The 23649-nt window shown below is 57.1% G+C and carries 18 protein-coding genes; 9 read left to right on the top strand and 9 right to left on the bottom strand.

The features are described 5' to 3' along the window. Positions 1–9 precede the first annotated feature (9 nt). Positions 10–1599, bottom strand: a complete 1590-nt coding sequence (gene malX, locus IAI47_RS10355; protein WP_003853444.1) for a maltose/glucose-specific PTS transporter subunit IIBC — start codon at positions 1597–1599, stop codon at positions 10–12. Positions 1600–1773: 174 nt separating this feature from the next. Here malX and malI point away from each other — a divergent pair, with 174 nt between their 5' ends. Then, the gene (gene malI, locus IAI47_RS10350) at positions 1774–2799 is read left to right on the top strand and encodes a Mal regulon transcriptional regulator MalI (RefSeq protein WP_008926237.1); all 1026 of its coding nucleotides are present in this window, start codon (positions 1774–1776) and stop codon (positions 2797–2799) included. Between the two features lie 42 nt (positions 2800–2841). Here malI and IAI47_RS10345 read toward each other — a convergent pair whose 3' ends face one another. Continuing rightward, the gene (locus IAI47_RS10345) at positions 2842–4341 is read right to left on the bottom strand and encodes a YdgA family protein (RefSeq protein ID WP_008926238.1); all 1500 of its coding nucleotides are present in this window, start codon (positions 4339–4341) and stop codon (positions 2842–2844) included. 132 nt (positions 4342–4473) lie between these two features. Then, the gene (manA, locus tag IAI47_RS10340; RefSeq protein ID WP_003853447.1) at positions 4474–5649 is read right to left on the bottom strand and encodes a mannose-6-phosphate isomerase; all 1176 of its coding nucleotides are present in this window, start codon (positions 5647–5649) and stop codon (positions 4474–4476) included. A gap of 197 nt (positions 5650–5846) precedes the next feature. On the opposite strand from manA, the gene fumC reads away from it, so the two are divergent. Beyond that, positions 5847–7244 (top strand): class II fumarate hydratase, encoded by a 1398-nt coding sequence (gene fumC / locus IAI47_RS10335; protein ID WP_003853448.1) that lies wholly within the window; start codon positions 5847–5849, stop codon positions 7242–7244. 44 nt (positions 7245–7288) lie between these two features. On the opposite strand, the gene tus is transcribed toward fumC, so the two are convergent. Then, positions 7289–8218 (bottom strand): DNA replication terminus site-binding protein, encoded by a 930-nt coding sequence (tus, locus tag IAI47_RS10330; RefSeq protein WP_008926239.1) that lies wholly within the window; start codon positions 8216–8218, stop codon positions 7289–7291. Between the two features lie 186 nt (positions 8219–8404). Between tus and IAI47_RS10325 the strand changes: the two genes are divergently transcribed. The 4 genes from IAI47_RS10325 to IAI47_RS10315 all read left to right on the top strand — a co-directional run bounded on the left by IAI47_RS10325 (position 8405) and on the right by IAI47_RS10315 (position 11086). Beyond that, entirely contained in the window at positions 8405–9607 is a 1203-nt protein-coding gene (locus tag IAI47_RS10325; protein ID WP_369700114.1) for an MFS transporter, read from the top strand. Positions 9608–9811: 204 nt separating this feature from the next. Further along, the gene (locus IAI47_RS10320) at positions 9812–10306 is read left to right on the top strand and encodes an Rrf2 family transcriptional regulator (RefSeq protein ID WP_003853455.1); all 495 of its coding nucleotides are present in this window, start codon (positions 9812–9814) and stop codon (positions 10304–10306) included. Positions 10307–10476: 170 nt separating this feature from the next. After that, on the top strand, positions 10477–10737 hold the full coding sequence (locus IAI47_RS22050) for a type II toxin-antitoxin system HicA family toxin (RefSeq protein WP_085980568.1): 261 nt from the start codon (positions 10477–10479) through the stop codon (positions 10735–10737). Continuing rightward, positions 10730–11086 carry a type II toxin-antitoxin system HicB family antitoxin gene (locus tag IAI47_RS10315; RefSeq protein ID WP_008926241.1) on the top strand — a complete coding sequence of 119 codons (357 nt, stop codon included), beginning with the start codon at positions 10730–10732 and terminating at the stop codon, positions 11084–11086. The genes IAI47_RS22050 and IAI47_RS10315 overlap by 8 nt, the downstream gene beginning before the upstream one ends. Before the next feature lie 85 nt (positions 11087–11171). Here the strand turns inward: IAI47_RS10315 and oqxB are convergent, their stop codons facing one another. Continuing rightward, positions 11172–14324, bottom strand: a complete 3153-nt coding sequence (gene oqxB / locus IAI47_RS10310) for a multidrug efflux RND transporter permease subunit OqxB (protein WP_003853459.1) — start codon at positions 14322–14324, stop codon at positions 11172–11174. Positions 14325–14336: 12 nt separating this feature from the next. Continuing rightward, positions 14337–15491 carry an efflux RND transporter periplasmic adaptor subunit gene (locus IAI47_RS10305; RefSeq protein ID WP_003853461.1) on the bottom strand — a complete coding sequence of 385 codons (1155 nt, stop codon included), beginning with the start codon at positions 15489–15491 and terminating at the stop codon, positions 14337–14339. Between the two features lie 302 nt (positions 15492–15793). Between IAI47_RS10305 and IAI47_RS10300 the strand changes: the two genes are divergently transcribed. The 3 genes from IAI47_RS10300 (at position 15794) to IAI47_RS10290 (ending at position 16922) form a co-directional block, all read left to right on the top strand. Continuing rightward, positions 15794–16135, top strand: a complete 342-nt coding sequence (locus tag IAI47_RS10300; protein ID WP_003853463.1) for a helix-turn-helix domain-containing protein — start codon at positions 15794–15796, stop codon at positions 16133–16135. 86 nt (positions 16136–16221) lie between these two features. Continuing rightward, complete coding sequence (locus IAI47_RS10295; protein ID WP_003853465.1) at positions 16222–16656, top strand: ribonuclease domain-containing protein; 435 nt, start codon at positions 16222–16224, stop codon at positions 16654–16656. Positions 16657–16658: 2 nt separating this feature from the next. Continuing rightward, positions 16659–16922: a barstar family protein gene (locus IAI47_RS10290; RefSeq protein WP_008926242.1), complete on the top strand. Its 264-nt coding sequence runs from the start codon at positions 16659–16661 to the stop codon at positions 16920–16922. Here the strand turns inward: IAI47_RS10290 and IAI47_RS10285 are convergent. From IAI47_RS10285 to IAI47_RS10275, 3 genes are read right to left on the bottom strand one after another with little or no spacing between them, the layout of a single operon-like run. After that, on the bottom strand, positions 16919–19285 hold the full coding sequence (locus IAI47_RS10285) for a virulence factor SrfC family protein (protein WP_008926243.1): 2367 nt from the start codon (positions 19283–19285) through the stop codon (positions 16919–16921). The genes IAI47_RS10290 and IAI47_RS10285 overlap by 4 nt on opposite strands. Then, a complete protein-coding gene (locus IAI47_RS10280; protein ID WP_008926244.1) occupies positions 19282–22245 on the bottom strand; it encodes a virulence factor SrfB in 2964 nt (987 codons plus the stop codon). The genes IAI47_RS10285 and IAI47_RS10280 overlap by 4 nt, the downstream gene beginning before the upstream one ends. Positions 22246–22247: 2 nt before the next feature. After that, positions 22248–23633, bottom strand: a complete 1386-nt coding sequence (locus IAI47_RS10275; protein ID WP_008926245.1) for an SrfA family protein — start codon at positions 23631–23633, stop codon at positions 22248–22250. Positions 23634–23649: the final 16 nt, after the last annotated feature.

Here is a 23649-nt window from a genome sequence, read left to right as displayed (position 1 = left end):
TCCAGCGCATCATGCAGTCACATTCATCAGGTGTGACAGTTCATCTTTCACCGACTGCACCTGCGGGCCAATGACCACCTGCAGGCTGGTCTGATTGAGATGCACAACCCCAATCGCGCCGTTGGCTTTCAGCGCCGCATCGTCCACCTTACTCATATCCGCCATGGTTAAACGCAGACGTGTCAGGCAGTTGTCCAGCGAGGTAATATTCTCAACGCCGCCCAGCGCCGCCAGGATAGCCGGTGAGTTATAGCCCGATTTACCTTTACCGGCATTGCTGACCTGCTGCGCAACCGCACTGGTATTTTCTACTTCCCGGCCCGGCGTTTTGATGTTGAAGTGCAGAATGGCGAAACGGAAAATCAGGTAGTAACCGGCAAACCATATCGCTGCAACAACCGGTACCCAGTACCACTTTGTCGACAGGCCGTGTAGTACACCAAACACGACAAAGTCGATGATATTGCCATCTGTATTGCCGATAGTAACCCCGAGTATCGCCATGATGGTGAAGCCAACACCGGTCAGCAGAGCGTGGATAAGATAGAGGAAGGGGGCGACAAACAGAAACAGAAATTCGATCGGTTCAGTGGTGCCGCCGACCACGCAGGCCACTACGCCAGAGATTAACAGACCTTTAATCTTATGGCGATTCTCCGGCCGGGCGCAGTGATAGATGGCCAGGGCGGCACCAGGCAGACCACCGAGGAAGGCCGGCATTTTGCCCTGAGACAGGAAGCGGGTCGCGCTTTCAGCAAAACCGTGGGTTTCCGGGCAGGCGAGCTGCGCCTGGAAAATGGTTAACGCACCGCTGACGCTCCTGCCACACACATCCAGTGTGCCGCCTGCATCGGTAAAGCGCATGATCGCCACCAGAATATGCTGCAGGCCAAACGGCAGTAGCAGGCGTTCGCCGGTACCAAAAATCATCGGGCCAAAGTCACCCGCGCTATTAATCATCCAGCCTAATCCGGTAATGCCCCGTGCGAAAAATGGCCAGATCAGCGGCACGACCAGCCCCATTAACCCAATCACCAGCGTGGTGATAATCGGGACAAACCGGGTGCCGCCAAAAAAGGCCAGCGCATCGGGTAGTCGGATGTTATGGAAGCGCTCGTGTAGCCAGAACACGACGATACCCACAATCACCGCACCCAGTATGCCTGTATCGATCGACGGAATCCCCATGATCGGCTGAACGTTATTCGCTTTCAGCAGGGCGGCATCAGTGGTCGGCAGAATGCCATTGATATTTAGCCAGAAGTTGATGCTGAGGTTTAATACAGCATAACCCACGAAACCGGCAAACGCTGCAACACCTTTGTTCTCGCGCGCCATACCCAGCGGAATCGCAATAGCGAACATCAGCGGCAGATAGCTGAAGGCAAACGATCCCAGCTTGGCCATCCACAGAAAGAGATATTGGAGCCAGGAGTGATCAAGCACAGGTAACAGAGTCAGAACGTCATGGCTGCTCAGTGAACTGCCAATCCCGAGCATGATGCCGCAGAATGAGAGCAGGGCAACCGGCAGCATAAAGGTTTTCCCCAGACTCTGGAAAAATTCCCAGACGGACATTTTTTGGTGAGAGGGTGACATGAACGCTCCTGGATAAAAGGACCATTGAGTAAAGTGGCGGGATGATAAAACGTTTTACCTGGATCTTATGCGCGCTGAATCACAATCCTCAGGTCATGGGTGATATTATTCTGACGTCATAAGGTGTAACGTTTTACCTTGTTTTCTAATGCTGTAGTTCAGTTGAGTAATCTGATGAGTAAAATCACCATCAATGATGTTGCGGCGGCGGCGGGCGTCTCGGTGACCACGGTATCGCTGGTGTTATCCGGTAAAGGACGGATCTCTGTGGCCACCATGGCACGCGTGAATGAGGCCATTGAGCAACTCGGCTTCGTCCGTAACCGTTCAGCGACCATGCTGCGTGGCGGTGAGAGTGGTGTGATTGGATTGATTGTCCGCGATCTCAGTCAGCCGTTTTATGCCGAGATGACGGCAGGTCTGAGCGAAGCGCTGGAGAAGCAGGGCAAATTGCTGTTCCTGACGCAAAGCGGTGCTCAGGGGCAGCATCTGCATCGCTGCTTTGAGTCACTGGTCGCTCATGGGGTGGATGGTATAGTGCTGGGAGGCGGTGCCGACAAGGCCAGCCAGATTGTGACGAGAGCCAGCGAACTGAATATGGCGTTAGTCTGCGCCGCGCGCGCCAGTAGCCTGGAAGAGGTGGACGCTATCCGTCCCGATAATGCTCAGGCTGCGCGTCTTGCCACTGAATACCTGATTCGTCAGGGACATCAGCGGATTGCCTGGCTGGGTGGCCATAGCGCTTCACTGACGCGGGCGGAACGGCTTGGCGGCTATTGCGCCACACTGCTGCAATATGGTCTGCCGTTCAGGCCTGAATGGATTATTGAATGCGGCAGTACCCAGAAAGAGGCGGCCGAAGCGGCGGTCCAGTTGTTTCAGCACCATCCCCGATTGACCGCCGTGCTGGCTTACAATGCCACTACCGCGCTGGGGTGTTATTTTGGGCTGATGCGCACCGGGCGCACATTTTCCCGTGGTGCAGTCGACAGCTATTACGATCAACAACTGGCTTTAATGGGGTTTGGCGATGAACCGCAGGCGGAACTCACCGATCCCCCTCTGACGTTTGTCACCAGTTCCGCACGGGAGATTGGCCGCGTGGCCGCAGATCGTATCCTGCAGCGGATGGCGCATCCTGACGCCGCCCGGCAAAACGTGATTATGCCGCCACAGCTGGTTATTCGCGGGTCGGCATAAAAAAGGCGACCCGGAGGTCGCCTTTGATGGAAGACAGCGCAATTACTGTGGCATGCCTTCGCTGGTGGGCATGCCCAGCATATAGCGGGACATGAACTGCTCCAGCGTCATCTTGTCGCCGTTCATGTTCACCTGACCGTTGGCATACTGCAGGCTGGTCACGATGTTGTTATCCTGCTGCTGAGTCAGGCGGAACATCTGACCCATCGCCGCCAGACCCTTCACCTGCTGATCCGCCAGCTTTTGCGCGTCGTCGGCCTGATAACCTTCAGCCAGACCTACCTTACGCATGGTTTCGGTGGCCATCGGCATGTTGATGACCAGTTTGCTATCCAGGCTTTTCAGCACCCGATCAACCATGGCGCTGAGGGTCTGCGCTTCGCCGGTGACGGTGGACGGATCGTTGAAGCTGGCGGTCAGATTGAAGGTACTTTCACCTTTATCGTTTTTCCAGCTCAGCGGGGCAATGCTGATGGATGGCGAGCCTTTCAGCAGCATCGACAGGTTGTTCATCAGAATCTGATGAACGCCCGCCTGATAGCGGATAGGGTCTTCTGCGACGCCAGGCTGGCTCAGCAGTTCCTGCATCTGCGCGTTGTAACGATCGGAGAAGGCTTTGACTGCCTGGGCATCAAACTGGGACAGCTTCATTTTCAGGGCTGCCTGACCAAAATCCTGTTTCTGCAGCTGAACGCCTTCAACCTTGTAATCGATATTGCCGCCAATCTTACCGGCACTATTATCGAACGAGGAGGTGCCTTTCATTTTATTCAGCGCCAGGGCATCCTGACCATTGATGCTGGCATTCACCTTCTCAATGTCGACCGACTGGTCGCCGATACGCACGCCTTCCGGGCTGAGATGCGTGTTACCGCTTAGCTTCAGACCATTAATGGTGAAGAGGACAGGCTGGCCCATCTCATTTTTGCTGGTCAGCGCGAGGCTATCAACGTCACCGTCCACCGACACTTTATCGCCTTTGTTATCTGCACTGACGTTGAAGGTGCCGCCATTGGTGGCCAGGCGTTCGCCGGTTTGCGCATTCTGATAGTCAACCGGCAGTACGCGCAGCGCGGTATCCGTGGCGCCGCTGTAACCAATGCGGGTGTCTGCGTTAATCAGAGACTTGTTCCCGGTCAGTTCAAACAGTTTTTTCACCGCATCGGTGTTAGCCAGTTCGGTATGAACCGATGCCATGCTTGGAATCAGATTGAAATGCTTCAGCTGCGCGAACGGGAAAGGACCATGATCGATGGTCTCATTCAGGATGATGCTCTGACCCGGTTTCAGCAGCGGATTATCTTCCGTCTGTGAGCTGGCCTGAACCACCAGATTTACTTTGCTGCTGAACATGCCGCGCTGATAGTCCTGATAGCTGATCTTCAGTCGGCTGTTTGGAGCATAAGCATTCAGCTGAGCGTTGGCATTTTGCACCAGCTGGTCCCTGTGGCTTTCAATCTGCTTGCCGGTGAACCATGCCGCGCCAGTCCAGACTACGCCCAGTGCGATGATCACACCTACGGCAACATTGGTCTTTTTCATTGCTGATTCGTCCTTATCCTTGAGTCCGCTTATGCCGCAGGTTTAGCCTGGCGACCGAAGAAAAACGCCCGCAGGCGTTTAAAAGCTAATAGGTTGAAATAATAGCAGTTAACAGGCATGCCGTCAGCCGCTTCACCCTAAGTCGTTAAACACCCGCGCCAGTCGGCCCGTGCCAGCCGCCGTAACCGGTGATTCGCTGGCGGCAATGAAGCAGGACTCGCCAGGCTTCAGCGTCACCTGCTGCTCGCCTTTGGCGATCACGGCCTGGCCTTCGATGCAGAACATTATCGCGGCGCTCTGCTGCGCCAGCGACTGGGGTTGTGCATTGAGACTGTGAATAGCAAAGGCAAAATCGTCGACCGGAATCGGGAAGCGCAGTGTGTTGCCCTGGTGCTCCGGCGCTGTCAGCAACGCATTAGCGGGCTTCTCATCGAACTTCAGATTAGCCATCAACTCGGCAATATCGATATATTTCGGGGTTAAACCGGCCCGCAGGACGTTATCGGAGTTTGCCATCACCTCCAGTGCCACGCCTTTCAGATAGGCGTGCGGGGTTTCCGCGTAGAGGAACATCGCCTCGCCAGGTTGCAGGGTAATGACATTCAGCAGCAGCGGTGAAAACAGGCCACTGTCGTCAGGATACTCTGCCGCAATCATACGGATGGTTTCCCATGGCTCGCCCTGTTGCACGTCAAGCGCAGATTTCAGCACGCCCAGCGCCAGCGATTTCGCCTCGCCCTCCAGTGACAGCAGGGTAGAGAACAGCGCGGCCAGCGTATCCTTTTCAGGGTGCTGCAAAAAATGCGCAATCTGTGGATGTGCGCCCGCCACCGGTTCCAGCAGTGAAACCATCTGCGTCAGTGTGCGAAAGCCATTCATCGCCTGAAACGCAGTCAGCGCGTAGACCAGCTCTGGCTTGTGGTTGGCATCTTTATAATTGCGCTCAGCCGCAGCCAGTGGAATACCCGCTGCATTCTCACGCGCAAAACCCACTTCGGCGGCATGCTTGCTGGGATGAACCTGAATCGACAGCGGTTGATCGGCACATAACACTTTGAACAGGAAAGGCAATTCACCAAAACGCTGCGCCACCGCATCGCCCAGCATCGCCGCAGGCGAAGCATCAATCACGTCACGCAAAGAACGCTCGCTGCCCTGATCAATAACGGTTGAAGGGCTTTTCGGATGTGCGCCCATCCAGAGTTCCGCCATCGGCAGCCCTTTGGGGTTCTCAACCCCATAAAGTTCAGTCAACGCAGTTTTGCTGCCCCACGCGTAGTTTTGCAGCGAATTGTTCATTTTTTGCATCGCATAATCCTTTATCACGGGAAATTATTGCGGCTATTAAAGCAGAAACTACCGGTAAAAATACATATCCAGCGCAAAAGGACGCTAAGCTCTGATAATGTTAAATTATTGTATATTACTATTCTGACTGCCTGGCAGCCGATCGTGATCACGGACCAGGCGGTCATTCTTTAAAACAAGGTGAAGGAGACGTATTCATGGCAGCCAACCGCATTGAGAAAGATTCAATGGGCCCCATCGACGTACCGGTAGACAAACTGTGGGGCGCGCAGACGCAGCGCTCACTGGAACACTTCCGCATCTCAACTGAAAAAATGCCGACCGCGCTGGTGCATGCACTGGCACTGACCAAGCGCGCCGCCGCCAGCGTGAACCGCGATCTGGGCCTGCTGCCCGCAGATCGCGCCGATGCGATTATCAGCGCGGCGGATGAAGTGCTGGCGGACAAGCATGCGGATGAATTCCCGCTGGCAATCTGGCAAACCGGTTCCGGCACGCAGACCAATATGAACATGAACGAAGTGCTGGCGAATCGCGCAAGTGAAATCCTCGGCGGCGAGCGCGGTATGTCGCGCCTGGTCCATCCCAACGACGATGTGAACAAGAGCCAGAGCTCCAACGATGTCTTCCCGACGGCGATGCATGTCGCCGCCGTGATTGCCCTGCGCGAACAGCTGATCCCACAAATTCAGGTACTGAAAAAGACGTTGAGCCAGAAGTCTGACGCCTTTAAAGATATCGTCAAAATTGGCCGTACTCACCTGCAGGATGCGACGCCGCTGACGCTGGGCCAGGAGATTTCCGGCTGGGTGGCGATGCTGGAGCATAATCTGAAGCATATCGAACAGAGCATTCCGCACGTGGCGGAACTGGCGCTGGGCGGAACCGCAGTTGGCACCGGCCTGAATACCCACCCGGAATATGCAGTGCGCGTGGCGAAGGCGCTGGCCGACCTCACGCAGCAACCGTTTGTCACTGCGCCTAACAAGTTTGAAGCGCTGGCCACCTGTGATGCGCTGGTGCATGCGCATGGCGCGTTGAAAGGGCTGGCTGCTTCACTGATGAAGATCGCCAACGATGTGCGCTGGCTCTCATCCGGTCCGCGCTGCGGCATCGGCGAAATTGCTATTCCTGAAAATGAACCGGGTAGCTCCATCATGCCAGGCAAAGTGAATCCAACGCAGTGTGAAGCGATGACCATGCTCTGCTGCCAGGTGATGGGCAACGATGTCGCCATTAATATGGGCGGCGCGTCCGGTAACTTTGAGCTCAATGTGTTCCGTCCGATGGTGATCCATAACTTCCTGCAATCGATTCGTCTGCTGGCAGATGGCATGGACAGCTTTAATCATCATTGCGCTGTCGGCATTGAGCCGGTGCGCGAGCGTATCGACCAGCTGCTGAACGAGTCACTGATGCTGGTGACGGCGCTCAATACTCATATTGGCTATGACAAAGCGGCAGAAATTGCCAAGAAGGCGCACAAAGAGGGGCTGACGTTAAAAGGCTCCGCGCTGAAGCTGGGTTATCTTACCGAAGAAGAGTTTGATGCCTGGGTCCGGCCGGAAGAGATGGTCGGCAGCATGAAGTCCTGATATTCAGGATGAGTCAGAGGCCAGCAGATGCTGGCCTTTTTTATTCAGAGGGGGCAATCAACCCACAGATGCAGGCGGGGTATCAGCAAATTCAGTGGCTCAGCGGCCGGTTTATGACGATGCGTTATGTTATCGGCGTCGTAATTGAGTAACTCGCCCAGCGCCGGAACCTGAGTGCGATCGCGACAGATCACCAGTATTGGCGACGGGCAGGCGAGTTGCGTTTGCTTCTGTTCATCCGCGCGCCAGACACGAGCCACCGGCTGAACTTTTACGGGACGCTTGATTTTCAGCCGTGCCGAAGCGGGCAGGGCGCGTACGCTTGCCAGCTCTTCCTGCACTTTTTCCGCCCACTGTTCCCGTGACCACGGTGCCTTCGCCCGTCCCGACTTCAGGCTTTTTTCCAGCTGGGCGATCACCTCTTCGCGCCTGAGATTCTTGATAATGTGCTTGTTGGCCCAGCCGAAACGCAGGCTGTCTGGCGCGCTCAGCAGGGTAATGGTGCGATAGGCATTCAGGGTAATCAGCCCGCGCAAGTGCTGGTGGACAAACTCAAAACGCGCTTCACTCGGCAGCCCTGAATCCACGGTAATCAGCTGCTCCAGCCTTGCTTTCAGCTGGTTGATAAGTTCGACCAGCGAGACGATTTCCGCTTCCTGTTGCGCATCACATTCAATACAAAGTGCGCCGGGTAAGCGTACGGCTGCTTTCGTGCTCAGCTGTTCAGACTGGTGCTGCATAAAAAGGCGGCAGTAGTGGTCAAGCGCCATCTTTAACGCGCGCTCACCAAGATGCTGCTCAACGGCAATCCGGGTAATCGCCTCATGTTCGCGGCCTTTAACCACGGGCGGCAGGCTGAAGACACGGGCGATCAGCAAGGGTGTAGCTTCAATCAGCTGACGCAATTCACCCAGTGCCAGTTCCAGATCGTTAACACACTGATGCATATCAGCCACTAAGTCATAGCGCGTCATGTTGTGCCTCCATAGTTACAACGTCCACAATGTGGCAGAAGCGTCGGAAGGATGCAAGCGCCATATAGTTACAACATACTATAAGGTTTAATCAAAAAACCGTGCGGTCTGACTGGCCTGCCAGCGAAAAGGAGATCACGCATTTTGGCTTATCGCAGAACATGTTATAAAACGGTTCGCCTGCTAATGGAGAGACCCCTTGTGAATCAGAACATCAAACCCGGCATCGCCGCCATTTTTACCCTTGGCTGGGTACAGATACTTTCCTGGGGCGGGTCGTTCTACCTGATGGCGGTAATGGCGAATCCGATTGCCGCAGAGACCGGCTGGTCACAGCAATGGATTTACGGCGCGCTATCAACCGGCATTCTGGTGTCGGGCCTGCTGTCACCGCTGGCGGGCAGAATTATCGCCCGAACCGGTGGCCGCCTGCTGCTGGCACTGAGTGGCGTCGTGATGGCGGTGGGGCTGGTGATAATGGCTTACAGCGTCACGCTGCCGCTGTTTCTGTTCGCATGGGTAATTATTGGCATCGGAATGGCGATGGGCCTCTATGATGCGCTGTTTGCCACCCTCGGCACCTGCTATGGCGGTAAGGCGCGTTCCGCGATTACCAGCATTACACTGATTTCGGGCTTCTGCACCACGCTGGTCTGGCCAGGCACGGCGTTGTTAATTCACGGCTTTGGCTGGCGGGATGCCACGTTGATTATTGCAGCCATGATGGTGGTCTGCGTTTTGCCTGCTTATCTGTTTGCCATACCGGCAAACCACGCGAAGCAGCCTGTGAAAAGACGGAGCAGGGAGCCTGCCTCAGCGGAGATCGAACCTGCGCTGTTCTGGCTACTGTGCGCCATTTTTACGCTGGCGTCCGTGATCATGACAGCGATTTCGGTCCAGCTCATCGCTTTGTTGCAGGCGACGGGCCATACGCTGACCTCGGCGCTGGCGATCAGTGCTGTGATGGGTCCGTGTCAGGTGGGATCCCGACTCGTCGACATCGCCTTTAAGCGCAGTCATCCCATTCGAACCACCTTTTTCTCCGTCGGACTGGTCGCCGCAGGCTTGCTGCTGCTGGCGATCTTTCCGCAGATGGCGCTACTGAGCATGGTGTTGTATGGCGCAGGAAATGGCTTACGTGCCATCGTGCGCGGAACTTTGCCGCTGGTGATGGTCAAACCAGAGTCTTACGCAATCGTGGTGGGCAAAATGGCCCGCCCGGCATTAATGGGACAGGCGCTGACACCGCTGATTGGCGGATATGTGTTTGAAAGAATGGGCGCGCCGGCGACGCTGTGGTTGCTTTGCACCTTAGCAATCTTTAACGTGGTACTGGTTATGGCGCTGAAGCAGCGATTACCGGCGGTATCGGTCACCACCGCCCGATAGCAGGGGCTATCAAGTTTTGAGAGAAGCGGGCCGTTAGCAGGCTAAGCACCTTGTGCTATCGGGCCTCCGCCTTTGGTGAATACGTGCCTTGTCACCGCTGGCTTGCTTCAAAAAAGCAACAGTGTTTGTTATATTTATTGCTCATTGATTGTTCACTTATGCGGCAATAAAACAATAAGATCCACCGCAACTCAGGATAAAGAAATGCTTGATTATCGCTTCCCGACAGCTTTGCAAATGGTTCTGAGCGTAGCGATGGCGGAGCAAATGGGTAAACGCTCTACCAGCGCGATTCTGGCCTACGGGCTTGAAGCGAATCCCAGTTTCATACGAAAATTAATGGTTCCGCTGACCCGTGACGGCATTATCGTCTCGACGCTGGGCCGTACAGGCTCCATTCACCTGGGCCGTCCTGCTGCGGAAATTACCCTGCGGGATATCTATGTCTCCGTCATCGAAGACAAAAAAATCTGGGCCGCGCGTCCTGATGTCGCACCGCGCTGTCTGGTCAGTGCCAACCTCTGCTGGTACTTTAAGTCGATAGCTGATGAAGCCGAGCAGGCGTCGCTGGATGTGCTGGCAAAACGCACCGTGGCAGACGCGCTGAATGAGCTGAAGGTACGCGATACCAGCAACTGCACTGCCGTGCCAGAGCCTGAACCCGAAGAGATTGATGACCTCTGCAAAAAGAGCCGCTGATAGCGGCTTTTTTTATGCCTGCTGAACGTCCATTTCTGAGCCACTTCTTTGCCAAACCTGCAATGCAGGCCTTCTTTCCGAAAATTCCATCTTGAACTCTTACCGCGTAGCAATAGAATGACTTCACAGGATGAAGTCACGGAGGTCAGGGTGAACGCCGTTGTCAGGGAATTACGGAAAAACAGCGTGAAATACTGGCGCAGATTTTTCAAATGCCCCCACCGTGCGGACTGAAATGGCTGGCAGTTGAGTCAATAATCAGGGCGCTGGGTGGTGAGATTAAAGAAGGCAGGGGTTCAAGGGCCCGCTTTCTTCTCAGAGGAAAAATAGCGCGTTTTCACCGGCCGCATCCTTCGCCAGACACCGACAGAGGTGCTGTTGTTAATCTGCGCGAATGGCTGGAAAGTATTGGAGTTGATCCCTATGAATAATCGTTCAAATTCATCAATCACCGTCGCCGGGCAACCCGCGGTGATCACCTATGTCCCCGAACTCAATATGTTCCGTGGACGCTTTACTGGCCTGTCAGGTTACTGTGATTTTGTCTCTGACAGCGTACAGGGCCTCTACAAAGAGGGCGACATTTCGCTGCGCGAATACCTGGAAGATTGTGCAGCCTCCGGCATCAATCCTTACGCTGAGCAGGAAAAAATCAAAACCTTCACGCTGCGATACCCTGAATCGCTGGGAGAGCGCCTGACTCAGGCGGCAGCTGAAAATGAAACCTCACTCAATGCGTTTATCATTGAAACGCTGAATGAAAAATTAAGTCAGCGTTAACCCGCGAAGCCGGATTGACAGGCAATCAGTGAATCACAAATAAAAAAAGGGCGATCAGTTGATCGCCCTGATTAACTTCTGTGGTTTACACCGTCACTGACTCTGCATTGCCAGACCGGCGCGTCACCAGTTTGCGCAGGGCGACATAGAACACCGGCGTCAGGAACAGGCCGAACAAGGTCACGCCGAGCATACCGGAGAAGACGGTGATGCCGGTCACGCCGCGCACTTCTGCACCTGCGCCTTCACCCAGAATCAGCGGGATGGTGCCGGCGATAAAGGCGATGGAGGTCATCACAATCGGACGCAGACGCAGGCGACACGCTTCCAGCGCCGCTTCCACAATGCCTTTGCCCTGAATCTCCAGCTCCCGTGCAAACTCCACGATAAGAATCGCGTTCTTACAGGCCAGCCCCATCAGCACCACCAGTCCGACCTGCACGAAGACGTTGTTGTCACCGCCGGTCAGCCAGACGCCAAACAGCGCAGAGAGCATCGTCATAGGGACAATCAGGATCACCGCCAGCGGCAGCGTCCAGCTCTCATAAAGCGCCGCCAGCACCAGGAACGCCAGCAGGACAGCCATCGGGAAGACAATCAGCGCGGTATTGCCCTGAGTTGACTGCTGATAACTCAGGTCAGTCCACTCGATGTTCATGCCGTTCGGCAACAGCTGACCGGACATCGCCTCAAGCTGGCTCATTGCCTGCGCTGAAGAGAGCACGCGCGGGTCGGCATCACCAATCAAATCCGCCGCCGGATAGCCGTTATAGCGGATCACCGGGTCGGGGCCATAGGTGGTGGTGATGTTAACCATGCTGCCAATCGGCACCATCTCACCGCGGTCGTTTCGGGTGCGCAGGTTAGCAATATCTTCCACGCTGTCGCGGAAATCGCCATCCGCCTGCGCCATTACCCGCCAGGTGCGGCCAAAGCGGTTGAAGTCATTCACATAGGACGAGCCAAGATAGGTCTGCAATGTGCTGAACAGGGCAGTCAGCGACACGCCCTGTGCCTTGGCTTTATCCCGATCAACCTTCACATCAAGCTGCGGAACGTTGGCCTGATAGGAGGAGATAGGGAAGTGCATCCCTGGAGTCTGCATGATGCTGCCCGACAGCGTATTGATTGCCGTCTGCAATGCGCCATAGCCCAGACCGGCACGGTCCTGCACATAGAGCGAATAACCGGAACCCTGACCCAGCCCCAGAATCGGCGGTGGCATAATTGAGAAGCCAAACCCCTGCTGGATTTGCGAAATCTTCGCATTGATCTCCGCGTTGATCTCCGCTGCCGTATGTTTGCGCTCATTAAACGGTTTCAGGCCGAAGAAGACCGTTCCGCTGTTTGGCGTATTAGTGAACTGCAACGCATTCAGGCCGGGGAACGCCACCGCATAGGCGACGCCTTCGGTCTGCATACCGATTTCACTCATCTTACGAATCACTTCATCGGTGCGCGCCAGTGACGAGCCTTCCGGCATCTTCACGCCACCAATCAGGTAGAGCTTATCCTGTGTTGGGATAAATCCACCTGGCACGGTGTGGAACATAAAACCGGCACCGGCCAGCAGCAGCACATACACACCAAACACCGCACCACGGCGACGCAGCGTGCGACCGACCAGTGATTCATAGCCATGCGCACTGCGCTGGAAGAAGCGGTTAAACGGACGGAACAGCCAGCCAAACAGCGCGTCAATGATCCGCGTTAACCGATCTTTCGGCGCATCATGACCTTTCAGCAGCATCGCTGCCAGCGCAGGCGAGAGCGTCAGCGAGTTAATGGCGGAGATCACCGTGGAGATCGCAATGGTGGTGGCAAACTGCTTGTAGAACTGCCCGGTAACGCCCGACAGAAACGCCATCGGCACAAACACTGCGCACAGCACCAGCGCAATCGCAATGATCGGCCCGGAGACCTCTCGCATTGCCTGATGCGCCGCAGCACGTGGCGAAAGTCCCATCTCAATATTACGTTCGACGTTCTCCACCACCACAATGGCGTCATCCACCACGATACCAATCGCCAGCACCAGCCCAAACAGGCTCAGGGTGTTCAGCGAGAAGCCGAGCAGATAGAGCACGCTAAACGTACCGACAATGGAAACCGGCACCGCCAGCAAGGGAATGATCGAGGCGCGCCAGGTCTGCAGGAACAGAATCACTACCAGCACGACCAGGATCACCGCTTCAAGCAGAGTCTGAACCACCGCTTTAATAGAGTCCCGGACAAACACCGTCGGGTCATAAGGCGCGGCCCATTTCACATCGTTGGGGAAGCGGGTCGCCAGCTCATCCATTTTGGCGCGAACCGCATTGGAGAGGTCAATGGCGTTAGCACCAGGCGCCTGGAAGATACCAATACCCACTGCGTCTTTGTTATTCAGCTGCGAACGCAGGGCATAGCTGCCTGAACCCATCTCAATCCGCGCCACATCACGCAGGCGCACCAGCGAACCATCTTCTGAGGTTTTCAGGATGATGTCGCCGAATTCCTGCTCGCTCTCCAGTCGTCCCTGCGTGTTGATCGACAGCAGGAAATCGCTCTGCTTTTTCAGCGGCTCGGCACCCAGCTGACCGGCAGAAACCTGCACGTTCTGCTCCTGCATCGCCGTCACCACATCAGAGGCGGTCAGACCACGCGCCGCGACTTTATTGGGATCAAGCCAGACGCGCATCGCATATTCGCCTGCGCCGAAAATCTGGATCTGACCGACGCCCGGCAGACGCGCAAGCTCATCTTTCACCTTCAGCGTGGCGTAGTTACGCAGGTAGAGCGAATCATAGGTATTGTTGGGTGAGAACATGTGAACGACCAGCGTCAGGGTCGGCGACATCTTCTGGGTTGTTACCCCCAGACGACGCACATCTTCCGGCAGACGGGCTTCCGCCTGTGCCACGCGGTTCTGCACCTGCACCTGTGCCTGATCGGGATCGGTGCCAGGACGGAAGGTGACGGTAGTCACCAGCACGCCGTCCGAACCGGCCACAGACTTCATGTACATCATGTTCTCGACGCCGTTAATCGCCTCTTCCAGTGGCGTCGCCACGGAGTCTGCAATCACCTTCGGGTTAGCGCCAGGATACTCAGCACGCACCTGCACACTGGGTGGCACGACGTCGGGATATTCACTGATCGGCAGTAACGGGATGGAAATGACGCCGGTGACAAAAATCAGGATCGACAGCACCGCAGCAAAAATTGGCCGGTCGATAAAAAAGCGGGAAAAGTCCATAGCGGCCTCGAATTATTGAGCGGCTGCCGCACGCATGGCGACCTGCTGAGCAGTGACCGGCATGCCGGGCATAAACACTTTTTGCAGACCGGCGATGATTACCTTGTCACCGGCGTGCAGACCCGACTTAACAATACGCAGGCCATCTATCATCGCGCCGGGCTGGATATCGCGCCGCTGCGCTTTGCCTTCTCCATCCACCACGTAGACATATTTCCGATCCTGGTCGGTTAACACCGCTTTATCATCGATCAGCACCGCCTCGAACTGCGCGCTACCTGGCAGACGCACGCGGGCAAACAGACCCGGCGTAAACTGACGCTGTTGATTGTCGAGCAGGGCGCGCATCCGAATAGTGCCCGTGCTGGCGGTCAGCTGGTTATCCGTGAAATCGATTTTGCCCTGATGCGGAAAACCCTGTTCGCCAACCAGCGCAATCTCGACCGGCAACGCATGACGCTGCTGGCCCTGACGCGCCATCGCCTGATAGTTGAGGAACGTGTTCTCATCGACATCGAAGTAGACATACATCTGCTGCTGCGACACCAGCGTGGTCAGCACGCTGGCGCTGTCGCCAGCGGTGACCAGGTTACCAGCGGTGATCTGCGCGCGGCTGGCGCGACCATCAATCGGTGCGGTGACGCGGGTAAAGTCCAGGTTAAGCTGCGCCATATCGACCGCGGCTTCTGCGGCCAGCACATCGGCCTGCGCCTGACTGGCAGCAGAACGACGCTGTTCCCACGCCTCGCGGGAAATCGCCTGTGTGCCGATCAGCTTCTCGCTGCGGCCGGACTCACTGCGGGCCAGACTCGCCTGGCTGCGTGCACGAGCCAGTTCCGCTTTGGCCTGCTCCAGCGCCGCGCGGTAACTCCGGTCATCAATGGTAAACAACACCTGACCTTTTTTGACTTCATCGCCTTCCCGATAGTTAACCGAGTCGATGTAGCCCGAGACGCGCGGACGCAACTGCACGCTTTGCACTGCTTCCACCCGTCCATTGAAGTTGTCCCACTGACTGACTGGCTTGATCAGCACGGGTGCGGCGCTCACTTCAGGCGGTGGCGGCGGGGCGTTTTGCGCCACACCCTTGTCGCAGCCGCTCAGTTGAGTGATGAGCAGTACCATCCCTAAGAGGGTTAAACCCTGACGAACCCGGTTCGTAATCATTGTTGTTATTCCGCGATAGATATAAACAGGCGGCCTGCAGGCCAATATTTGCAACTTTTAAGATTGCAATTAATCGCGGTGAGTGTAGGCTTGCGGGGCTGGCAACTGCAAGAATAACAGATACACTTTATGTGCGGTTTAGGGCAGGGCGATGAAGACCTGAACAGATCAGCATAAACCCTACAAAGAGTGCGGCATTTAATGTACTAATAAAACTTGCATTAAATGGCATAGTCAGCCACCCTTAAGTGTAACTGCAACTGATACTAATACTTTTCGCCACGGCGACAGGAGAGACTGGAATGATGAGTGATGCCTTTATTCACGATTTAATCGACTGGATTGATAACAACATCGAAGCACGTCTGGATCTGGATACTGTTTCAGAGCGCGCGGGTTACTCCAAATGGCACCTGCAGCGTATGTTCAAAGAGCACACCGGTTATCCATTGGGTGAATATATCCGCGTTAAGAAGCTGAAAAAATCAGCCGATCGCCTGACCACCACCGATGAGCCGATTCTCAATGTGGCGATCTCGTTAGGTTTCGACTCGCAGCAATCCTTTAACCGCAGTTTCAAACGTCAGTATGGTGTCGCGCCGGGTGCATGGCGTCGTCACAGCGGGGAATCGCACGCAGCTTAACCTCGCCAGGGCCAGCTTGTCTGGCCCGCGCTTTTCTCTGTGCATAAAACTGGTATCATCTGCGTCCTGTTGTCTCGGATGCCATCATGTCAAAAAAACTCTGGATTGGACTTTTCCTTGTCCTCGCGGCCTGTTTCTACGGCCTGAAACCTTATCTGAACACGGGTTCTACACCTGCCCAGGCGGATATCGCCACCCTGACCGATGCCCATACCGTGGCCCGCTGGGTGCTGCAGCATCAGCAATTGCCGGACTACTACCTCACTAAAAGCGATGCGCGTAAGCGTGGCTGGAATCCAGCCAAAGGCAATCTTTGCGAAGTTCTGCCAGGAAAAGCTATCGGCGGCGATCGATTTACCAACCGTGAAAAACGTCTGCCATCGCGTGCAGGTCGTCAGTGGTATGAAGCGGATGTGAATTATCGCTGTGGTCATCGCGACGCCGATCGTCTGGTCTACTCCTCTGACGGGCTGGTGTTTCTCTCCACCGATCACTACCGCAGCTTCAGACAGGTACCCTGATCATGCTTAATCTGACCTTTGACCTGCGTCAGCTCACCACGCGCGCGGCCTTTTATCAGGCGCTTGCTGATCAGAGCGGCTGTCCGCAGACGTTCGGACATAATCTGGATGCGTTATGGGACTGGCTGACGGGTGGGATGGCGCTGCCTGCTACGGTATGGCTGCAACACTATGCTGCGCATCAGGCCGATTTAGCGCCAGTGCTGGCGCTGCTGGAAGAGGCGGCGCAGTCGCTGGAGGGCGAACTGCGCCTGATCATTGATTAAGCGCGCAGTGGCCTGAGCAGGGCAACCAGCGCTTCACGGGCTGCCAGTGGCAGATCGCCGCCGCCGGTATAACCATTGTTCTCAATGATGACCTGATTCAGCCCCACCAGCCAGTCGTAGATATAATAGGCAGTATGGTTAGCCGGGGCCGCTGAGAGTTTAGTCAGACGCTGACCGGCACTGAAGCTAACGCTGGGCGCCGGAGGACGTGAGAATATCACCTGACCCCGGTTAACGCGGCTGTCGGGGCGTTCGCTTTCAGGGCGCTGTAAAAAGCCGAGCCAGGCAACAAAATCCCCCAGCACCGTCATCGCCCGCGTCACCTGACGATCGGCGCGTGATTCATGGCTGACGCTCTGCGAATCGGGTTCATGCAGCGCCTGCTGCAGTTTCTGCGCGATATCGGTACGGAAACCGGCCGTAATTAACTCTTCAACCAGCCACTCCATCGTCGCCTTGTCCACGTTGAGCAACGCCAGCAGGCTGCGGTTTTCCGGCAGCTGACGCAGATGATCCAGCCACAGCAGCAGCACCTGACGCGGGAACTGCTGAGCGCTTTGCAGGCTCTGACGCGGCTGAACCGGTGCTTCGGCCGGGCTTTCACTGAACAGGTCAAATTCGAACCCGATGCCGAACTGATTTTCCGGTGCCTGGCTGTTCGCGGGTTTGCTGCCCTGTAATGCTGACTGATTAAGCCAGAGCTGGCGCAGCGCCTCACGCGGCGGCTGCAGGCGTTCCAGCAGTTCGCCATGCAGGCCAGTACGATGCTGCAAACACTTCAGCAGCGTGTCGGCGATGTTCTGTTTGCGTGCCGCCTGTTCCGGACTGGCACCCGCTTCGGTCCAGGGCAGTAAACGCCGTTCCACCACGGTGTGCTGAATCTGCGCCAGCTGAGCCAGCAGCAGGTCGCGGCGGGCTTCCGGCTGCATCTCATCCTGTAACCAGCTCGCCATGCGGTCGACGCCCGCACGATCCAGTGCCAGCATCGATCCCCAGTGCTGACCCGGTTGTCCCATCTGACGCTGCACCGCTTCATCCACATTGACCAGCTGATGACGGGCATCGAACGGGGTAATCGCCCAGATCAGGCGCGGTTTCTCTGCCGATTCCTGAGCGGGCTGCTGACGCTGCCATTCGCGCAGCGTTTCGCTGGCGAGATCCACATCCTGACGGTGACTGGCTGCGGTACAAACCAGCAGCAGGTCAATCGCCTGACGCGCGGCATAAAGACCAGGCAGCAGGGCGCGTTTCTGCGCCAGCAGCTGCGCACGCAGGGGATCCTGCTGTTGCAGACGCTGACGATCTTCCTGGGTGGCCGCATCACCGGACTGACCCGGCGCGGGCAGCTCCAGCATGTCGGCATCATCATAGAGGGCGGTACGCGGCGTCGAACTAAGTGGCGCCAGCACTTCCAGCGTCAGCAGCGCCAGTAATCCCAGCGGCACGTTCTGCGCCTTGCCGATGCGGTTACCGTTCAGCGGGCAGACTTCGACCAGCTGCTGCTGATCCTGCTCGCTGGCTGGCACAATCAGCTGCTCAGCCGGCAGCAGCGAGGTGTCGGTCAGCAGGCTCAGTGGCGCGATTACGCGGGTGCTGTTACGCAGCTGATGACGCAGATGCAGCAGGCTGCGCAGCATCTCATTCAGTTCCGGCTGAGCAGGCCACAGCAGAGAAAAGAGCTGCACCCGGTCGTCAACGCTGAGCCACGGTGCCAGCTCAACCGCCTGCGGCCAGAAATGACGGTCCAGCCGCACATCGTGGTGTGAACGACGACGGCACCAGGACCAGAGCGTGACCAGTGCATCACCGTCAAGACCGGCCAGCGGCGTAGCGAGGCGATGACGCTGCAGGCGCTGCAGTGCGCTGTCAATCTGCGCGGTGTCGGGCGACGTCTCTCCGGCACACGCGACCATCAGCCGCACAATCTCCGCTTCGCTCAGCAGCGTCAGTTCAACCGGCCACTCATTTGAGAGCGGCTCGCGCTGATGGCTGAAGCGGGTCGCGGTAGCAAAGTCGAGATTGCCGGGATTGATGTGCTGAAACCAGCTCAGCTGTTTATCGCCCATGCGGGTCACGAGCTGGCCCTGCGCATCAGCCACCATTTCGTTCAGCAGCCAGGCTTTGCCCGCCTGTGACTGACCAAACAGTGCCAGCGTCACCGGACGTGCGACCTGCTGCGCCAGTGCCTGCGCCTGCACGCGCGCCTGACGCAGCTGCAGCGTCAGGGTTTCGGCTTCCAGCGCCAGACGTGGTGACTGCTCGCGGGTAGTTTCAATCCACGTCAGGCTGTTATTCAGGGCGTCCTGCAGCAGGCTAAGGCGTTTTGCCAGCGTTTGCGGCTGACGAGGTTTCAAAGCTTTCATCGTTTACACACGCTCCCGCTGTCAATCCAGTATTGCGCATTGGCATTGCCGGTCGCCGACAGGGTATTCAACTTCAGACTTAACTGCTCCAGCGGCACGCGGGTGCCATCATCCAGGCGCGCATCGCTCAGCACCAGGGTTTCCGGGCCGGAGGCATCGGGGCCTGCTTTTACGGCCAGTTTGATGCGCAGCACGCTCTCACCGGCCACTTTACGCGCCAGCGTGGTGTCGTTCAGCGTCAGGCTATAGAGCGGCGAGGCGGGCCAGCGCTCGTTATCAAGCTGACGGAAGCCGAGACAGACGTTACCACGAATACGGAAACTGCTTTTTTTATCCAGCGCATAGCCAGGATTGTCGAGGTCAATTTCGCTGTAGCACAGGTTCTCATCCGTTAGCGCCTGGTTTTCGTCAAGCATGCCAAGATAGCGAATGGTCGAATAGGGTTCAAAATCGCCTGCGCGGAACCAGAAGCTGCTGAGGCGGAGATCCAGCGCCAGCAGACAGAGCATCGCGCCGACTGCCGCTGTAGATTTCGGGTTGTCGATGCGGCCATGTTTGTTAAACGGATACCAGTCGCTGGTGTGATAGCCTTCCAGCGACAGAATACGGCTGCCCGGCAGCGGCTGCAGATGACGGACCAGCGCCTGAATACCCGGGAAGCGCGACGGGCGACCGGTCAGCAGCAGCACGTCGCACTGATAGAGCGACACCACTTCACACATTGAGCGCAGCGCCGGAATAATTGCCATCCGGTGCTGCATAAATTCGCCATGCAACTGGGCCAGACTGACCACCAGCGGCACCTGCAGCAGGTCAAAACGGCTATTGCCACCCAGTTCACGTTGGATCTCACCGTTAACAAACGCCAGCACCGCGTCGCCCGGAGGCTGATCGACCAGCTCGCCAAACAGCGCGTTGATCTCGGCGTGACTTTCCAGCGGATCCCAGTTTTCGTAACGCTCCAGCACTGCCTGCGCCAGCGGAATAAACAGCTGTAAGGTGACCTGCTGACGCAGTGTCGCCTGACCGTCCATGCGGCTGTCATGACCAAACAGCTTGTTCATCAGCGGTTCTGCCAGCGTCAGACCTGCTTTCTGCAGATGCTGCTGCAGCGCCGGTAAAATCCACAGCTGAATCACATCCAGCAGGATATCGTCGCCTGCCACTTTAAAGCCTTCGCGGAACAGCAGGCGCGGGGTGATTTTGACATTGTTGCCCTGACCATCGTCCAGACGATACTGGGTGATGGCGAGGTCAGTGGTGCCGCCGCCGATATCAATCGAGGCGATACGCAGGCTTTTTCCTGGCAGTTCGTCGGCCTCACGCGGACGGTCCGGACGCGCCATGCTGCTGAAGAAGTCTTCGGCACGACCGGCAAAGTTGACCTGGGTTTCATTGAACAGCCAGACCATCTGACCACAGGTCGCTTCATCCCACTCCATCTGCACATCCGGCAGCGGTTTCGGGGTCTGACGCGACAGCGAGGGGGTGAATTCATCTTCGTCCGCCAGCCAGCCTTCCGCTTTCCAGACCAGCGCCAGCGCTTCCTGCATCCGGCGGCGGAAAATTTCACGCTCCGGCTTTGGCATCGCCGATGGCAGCGTCAGGATCACATGGCGCAGCTGACGCGGCGCGTGGCTCTGTGGCATGCGCTGACGCTGTGCCGCGCTGTTCATCTGCATCAGCGCCTGAGCCAGCAGCTCACACAGCATAAAGGTCATTAGCGAACTGCGGCTGTAGTGCGGCGAAAAGACCGGCAGACGATCGTCCGGAGCCAGCGTAGAGAGCGGCTGGCCTTCGTCGTTCAGCAATGTGGTAAAGGGTGCGGCGTAGGCCAGCGGTTCAGCCTGATCGCCAGGGGTGTTAAAGCGCCAGCCTGGCTGATAGCGCGCTTCATCCCACAGATAGCGGCGCGGGCTGGAGAGGCCGGTGCTGCCTTCCAGTCCCACACGCTGCAGGGCCAGACGGCTTGCTTCACGTCCAACGCGCGTCAGAGACGGCCACATAAAGGCCTGTTCACGACCGCTTTCCAGCGAGAAATTCGCTTTACCAAAACGGGTTTCGGCAAACTCCAGACGGCTGTCAAACAGCTCGTTATAAACCTGATGCGGCTCGGAGAGATCGCGCAGCTGCAGCTCATAGGTCTGCTTCAGGCCGTTGCTCTCTTCCGGGTGATCTTCCACCAGAACGCCGCAGGTATGGGAGTTGCCGACATCCAGAATGATATCGACGTTGACCGCGGGGGTCTGCAATGTAGCGGCCTGAATGTGAATTTCGCTGAGGTCGAGCTGTTCGCCCAGCAGCTCCAGCAGATTGAGGTAGTGCGCCTGATACTCAAACTCGCGCAGTGCCTGATTAATCGCCTGTTCGCGGCGATCGGACACGCGGTCGGTAAAGGATTCGCGCAGCCAGCCGTCAACCCAGGTCAGATCAAGAAATTCGCCCAGCTCGTAGTTGTGCCAGGCGAGCGCAAAGGTCACGCCATTTTGTGCATCAGCAGGGCTCAGGCCGAGCTGCTCGCCACCGTCCGGTTCCGCCACGCAGCGGGTGTCGAAAGCCAGGCTGACGCGATGGGTATTACCCGCCGCATCAGGAGTGGGCAGGGCAACCAGGCGCATCCGCGCCCAGTTTTCAGGGCCACCAATAAAGCGACGTCCGCTGGCACAGCGCAGCATCGGCAAGGGCAGCCAGCAGGCTGACAGCAGGGTCAGGGAGTCTGCCAGGGCGATATCGGACTCCGGGCGCACCACTTCAGCGGCACCCCCATCTTCCGGATAGAGCAGAAACTTACCGCTGTTGCCATCGACCTTCAGGCGCAGCAGCGGGCCATTGGCGGTCTGGCGCACAAACTGGCGGCGCGCCGGGGTATCGGAGAGTTGCAGGCCAAAATCCAGAAACTGCACACCGCTATTTTCAATCAGCGTAATTTTTTGTTTGTCATCGATCAGGGGAGCCAGCATCGTTATTTACTCTCACGCTTAATCGTCATCGGGAAAACCCGGTCTTCAGCATACTGCGCTTCACACACAGCGGCGCCTATACTCGCATGGCAGACCAGCAGCGGCATACGGTAGCGCGAATTGTTCTGGCACTTAGCCGTATAGCGGCTCTCAATAACCAGGTTACCCGCGCTGGTCATGGCGGCGCTGACATCGGCTTTACAGGTGGTATTACCCTGAGCGACCTGCACGCTGCCTTTGCCATTTTTAAACTGGAAGCGCATCACAGGCGGCTTACCGGTTGGCGTTTGCATCTGGTCGATAGTGACCCGCCAGCGGCCATCAATCACCTGTACCTGGCCTTCACGCACGGCGTCCGGCGTTACAATCAGATCATCAGCTTTAGCTGGCACCGGCGGCGTTACCACACTGGCAAGGGTAGCAGATGAGGCAGCTGGCGCGGCGTCGGTGGTGCCCGCGTTTGCCGGGACCTGAGGCAGCGACTCGGGTGGTTTCTCGGCCGTTACTGTCTCCGCAGGAGGCGTCGCAGCTGACGGTGTTGCCGCAACTGGTGCCTGACTCGCAACCGGTGTTGGAGTAGATACCGGTGCTGGCGTTGTAATCGTCGCTGTGGCTGGCTTCGTTGTCGCAACCGGTGTAACCACAGGCTCAGGCTTATGCAGCAGCACGGTCACCGTCACGGCAGCGGCAATCGCCACGGGCGGTAACAGATACCAGATGCGGAAAGGGCGGCGAGCCGCTACAGGCGCGGCTGGCTGAGGTTCTGCAGGCACCACAACCGGCAGCGGTTCAGCCGCCGCTTCAGGTTCAGGTTCGGGCTCAGCGATAATGATCGGCTCAGCGACCACGGGCGTGGCAGGCAGCTCAGGCAGCGGTTCAACCAGTGTAGCCGGCAGGTTTTCATCCAGTGTCTCGCGCAGGCAGGCCAGTGCATCATCACGACTGCGTGCCTGGGCATCGACAAAGCCCCAGAAGGTGATAACCGGTTTACCATCAACCAGATAGACATACTGCTGGTCGGGGAATTGCAGGGTTTTGCTCAGCAGGGCACCAAACAGGCGCATCGACGGATTCTCTGCCGCGCGCGCGCGCGTACTGAGTGCCTGCATATCCTGCTGACAGGCGGTGAGCTGCTGCAGTGCGGCGCGACGTTCATGATCGCTGGCGCCCAGCCAGGATTTCACCCGGCCGTTAATAGGGGAATACCAGTCGAGGCGATCGCCCCGCTCATTGGCCTGAGGAATAGCCAGGCAATCTGCCAGTGCGCCCTGACGGCGCAGACGCAGGGTTTCACGAATTTGCAGTGCGGAGGCGTAGACCGGCTGGCCATTTTCACCTAACGCCAGAACCGCATCCAGATTACCGCTGCGCAGAATAGTTTTTGCCACCTGTTGGGCCCTTATC

This window comes from Pantoea sp. MT58, from assembly GCF_014495885.1.
In the GTDB taxonomy this organism is placed as follows: Bacteria; Pseudomonadota; Gammaproteobacteria; order Enterobacterales; family Enterobacteriaceae; genus Pantoea; species Pantoea eucalypti.
This window is presented reverse-complemented; position numbering and strand designations above follow the sequence as displayed.

What these genes read in the sequence shown, in the direction of transcription:
- tus (WP_008926239.1), bottom strand. Translation starts at nt 8,218, where the DNA reads ATGACGCGCTATGACTTAGTGGCTGATATGCATCAGTGTGTTAACGAT.
- IAI47_RS10315 (WP_008926241.1), top strand. Translation starts at nt 10,730, where the DNA reads ATGAATAATCGTTCAAATTCATCAATCACCGTCGCCGGGCAACCCGCG.
- malX (WP_003853444.1), bottom strand. Translation starts at nt 1,599, where the DNA reads ATGTCACCCTCTCACCAAAAAATGTCCGTCTGGGAATTTTTCCAGAGT.
- IAI47_RS10320 (WP_003853455.1), top strand. Translation starts at nt 9,812, where the DNA reads ATGCTTGATTATCGCTTCCCGACAGCTTTGCAAATGGTTCTGAGCGTA.
- IAI47_RS10290 (WP_008926242.1), top strand. Translation starts at nt 16,659, where the DNA reads ATGCTTAATCTGACCTTTGACCTGCGTCAGCTCACCACGCGCGCGGCC.
- IAI47_RS10305 (WP_003853461.1), bottom strand. Translation starts at nt 15,491, where the DNA reads ATGATTACGAACCGGGTTCGTCAGGGTTTAACCCTCTTAGGGATGGTA.
- manA (WP_003853447.1), bottom strand. Translation starts at nt 5,649, where the DNA reads ATGCAAAAAATGAACAATTCGCTGCAAAACTACGCGTGGGGCAGCAAA.
- IAI47_RS10295 (WP_003853465.1), top strand. Translation starts at nt 16,222, where the DNA reads ATGTCAAAAAAACTCTGGATTGGACTTTTCCTTGTCCTCGCGGCCTGT.
- IAI47_RS10325 (WP_369700114.1), top strand. Translation starts at nt 8,405, where the DNA reads ATGGAGAGACCCCTTGTGAATCAGAACATCAAACCCGGCATCGCCGCC.
- IAI47_RS10280 (WP_008926244.1), bottom strand. Translation starts at nt 22,245, where the DNA reads ATGCTGGCTCCCCTGATCGATGACAAACAAAAAATTACGCTGATTGAA.
- IAI47_RS10345 (WP_008926238.1), bottom strand. Translation starts at nt 4,341, where the DNA reads ATGAAAAAGACCAATGTTGCCGTAGGTGTGATCATCGCACTGGGCGTA.
- malI (WP_008926237.1), top strand. Translation starts at nt 1,774, where the DNA reads ATGAGTAAAATCACCATCAATGATGTTGCGGCGGCGGCGGGCGTCTCG.
- IAI47_RS10285 (WP_008926243.1), bottom strand. Translation starts at nt 19,285, where the DNA reads ATGAAAGCTTTGAAACCTCGTCAGCCGCAAACGCTGGCAAAACGCCTT.
- fumC (WP_003853448.1), top strand. Translation starts at nt 5,847, where the DNA reads ATGGCAGCCAACCGCATTGAGAAAGATTCAATGGGCCCCATCGACGTA.
- oqxB (WP_003853459.1), bottom strand. Translation starts at nt 14,324, where the DNA reads ATGGACTTTTCCCGCTTTTTTATCGACCGGCCAATTTTTGCTGCGGTG.
- IAI47_RS10300 (WP_003853463.1), top strand. Translation starts at nt 15,794, where the DNA reads ATGATGAGTGATGCCTTTATTCACGATTTAATCGACTGGATTGATAAC.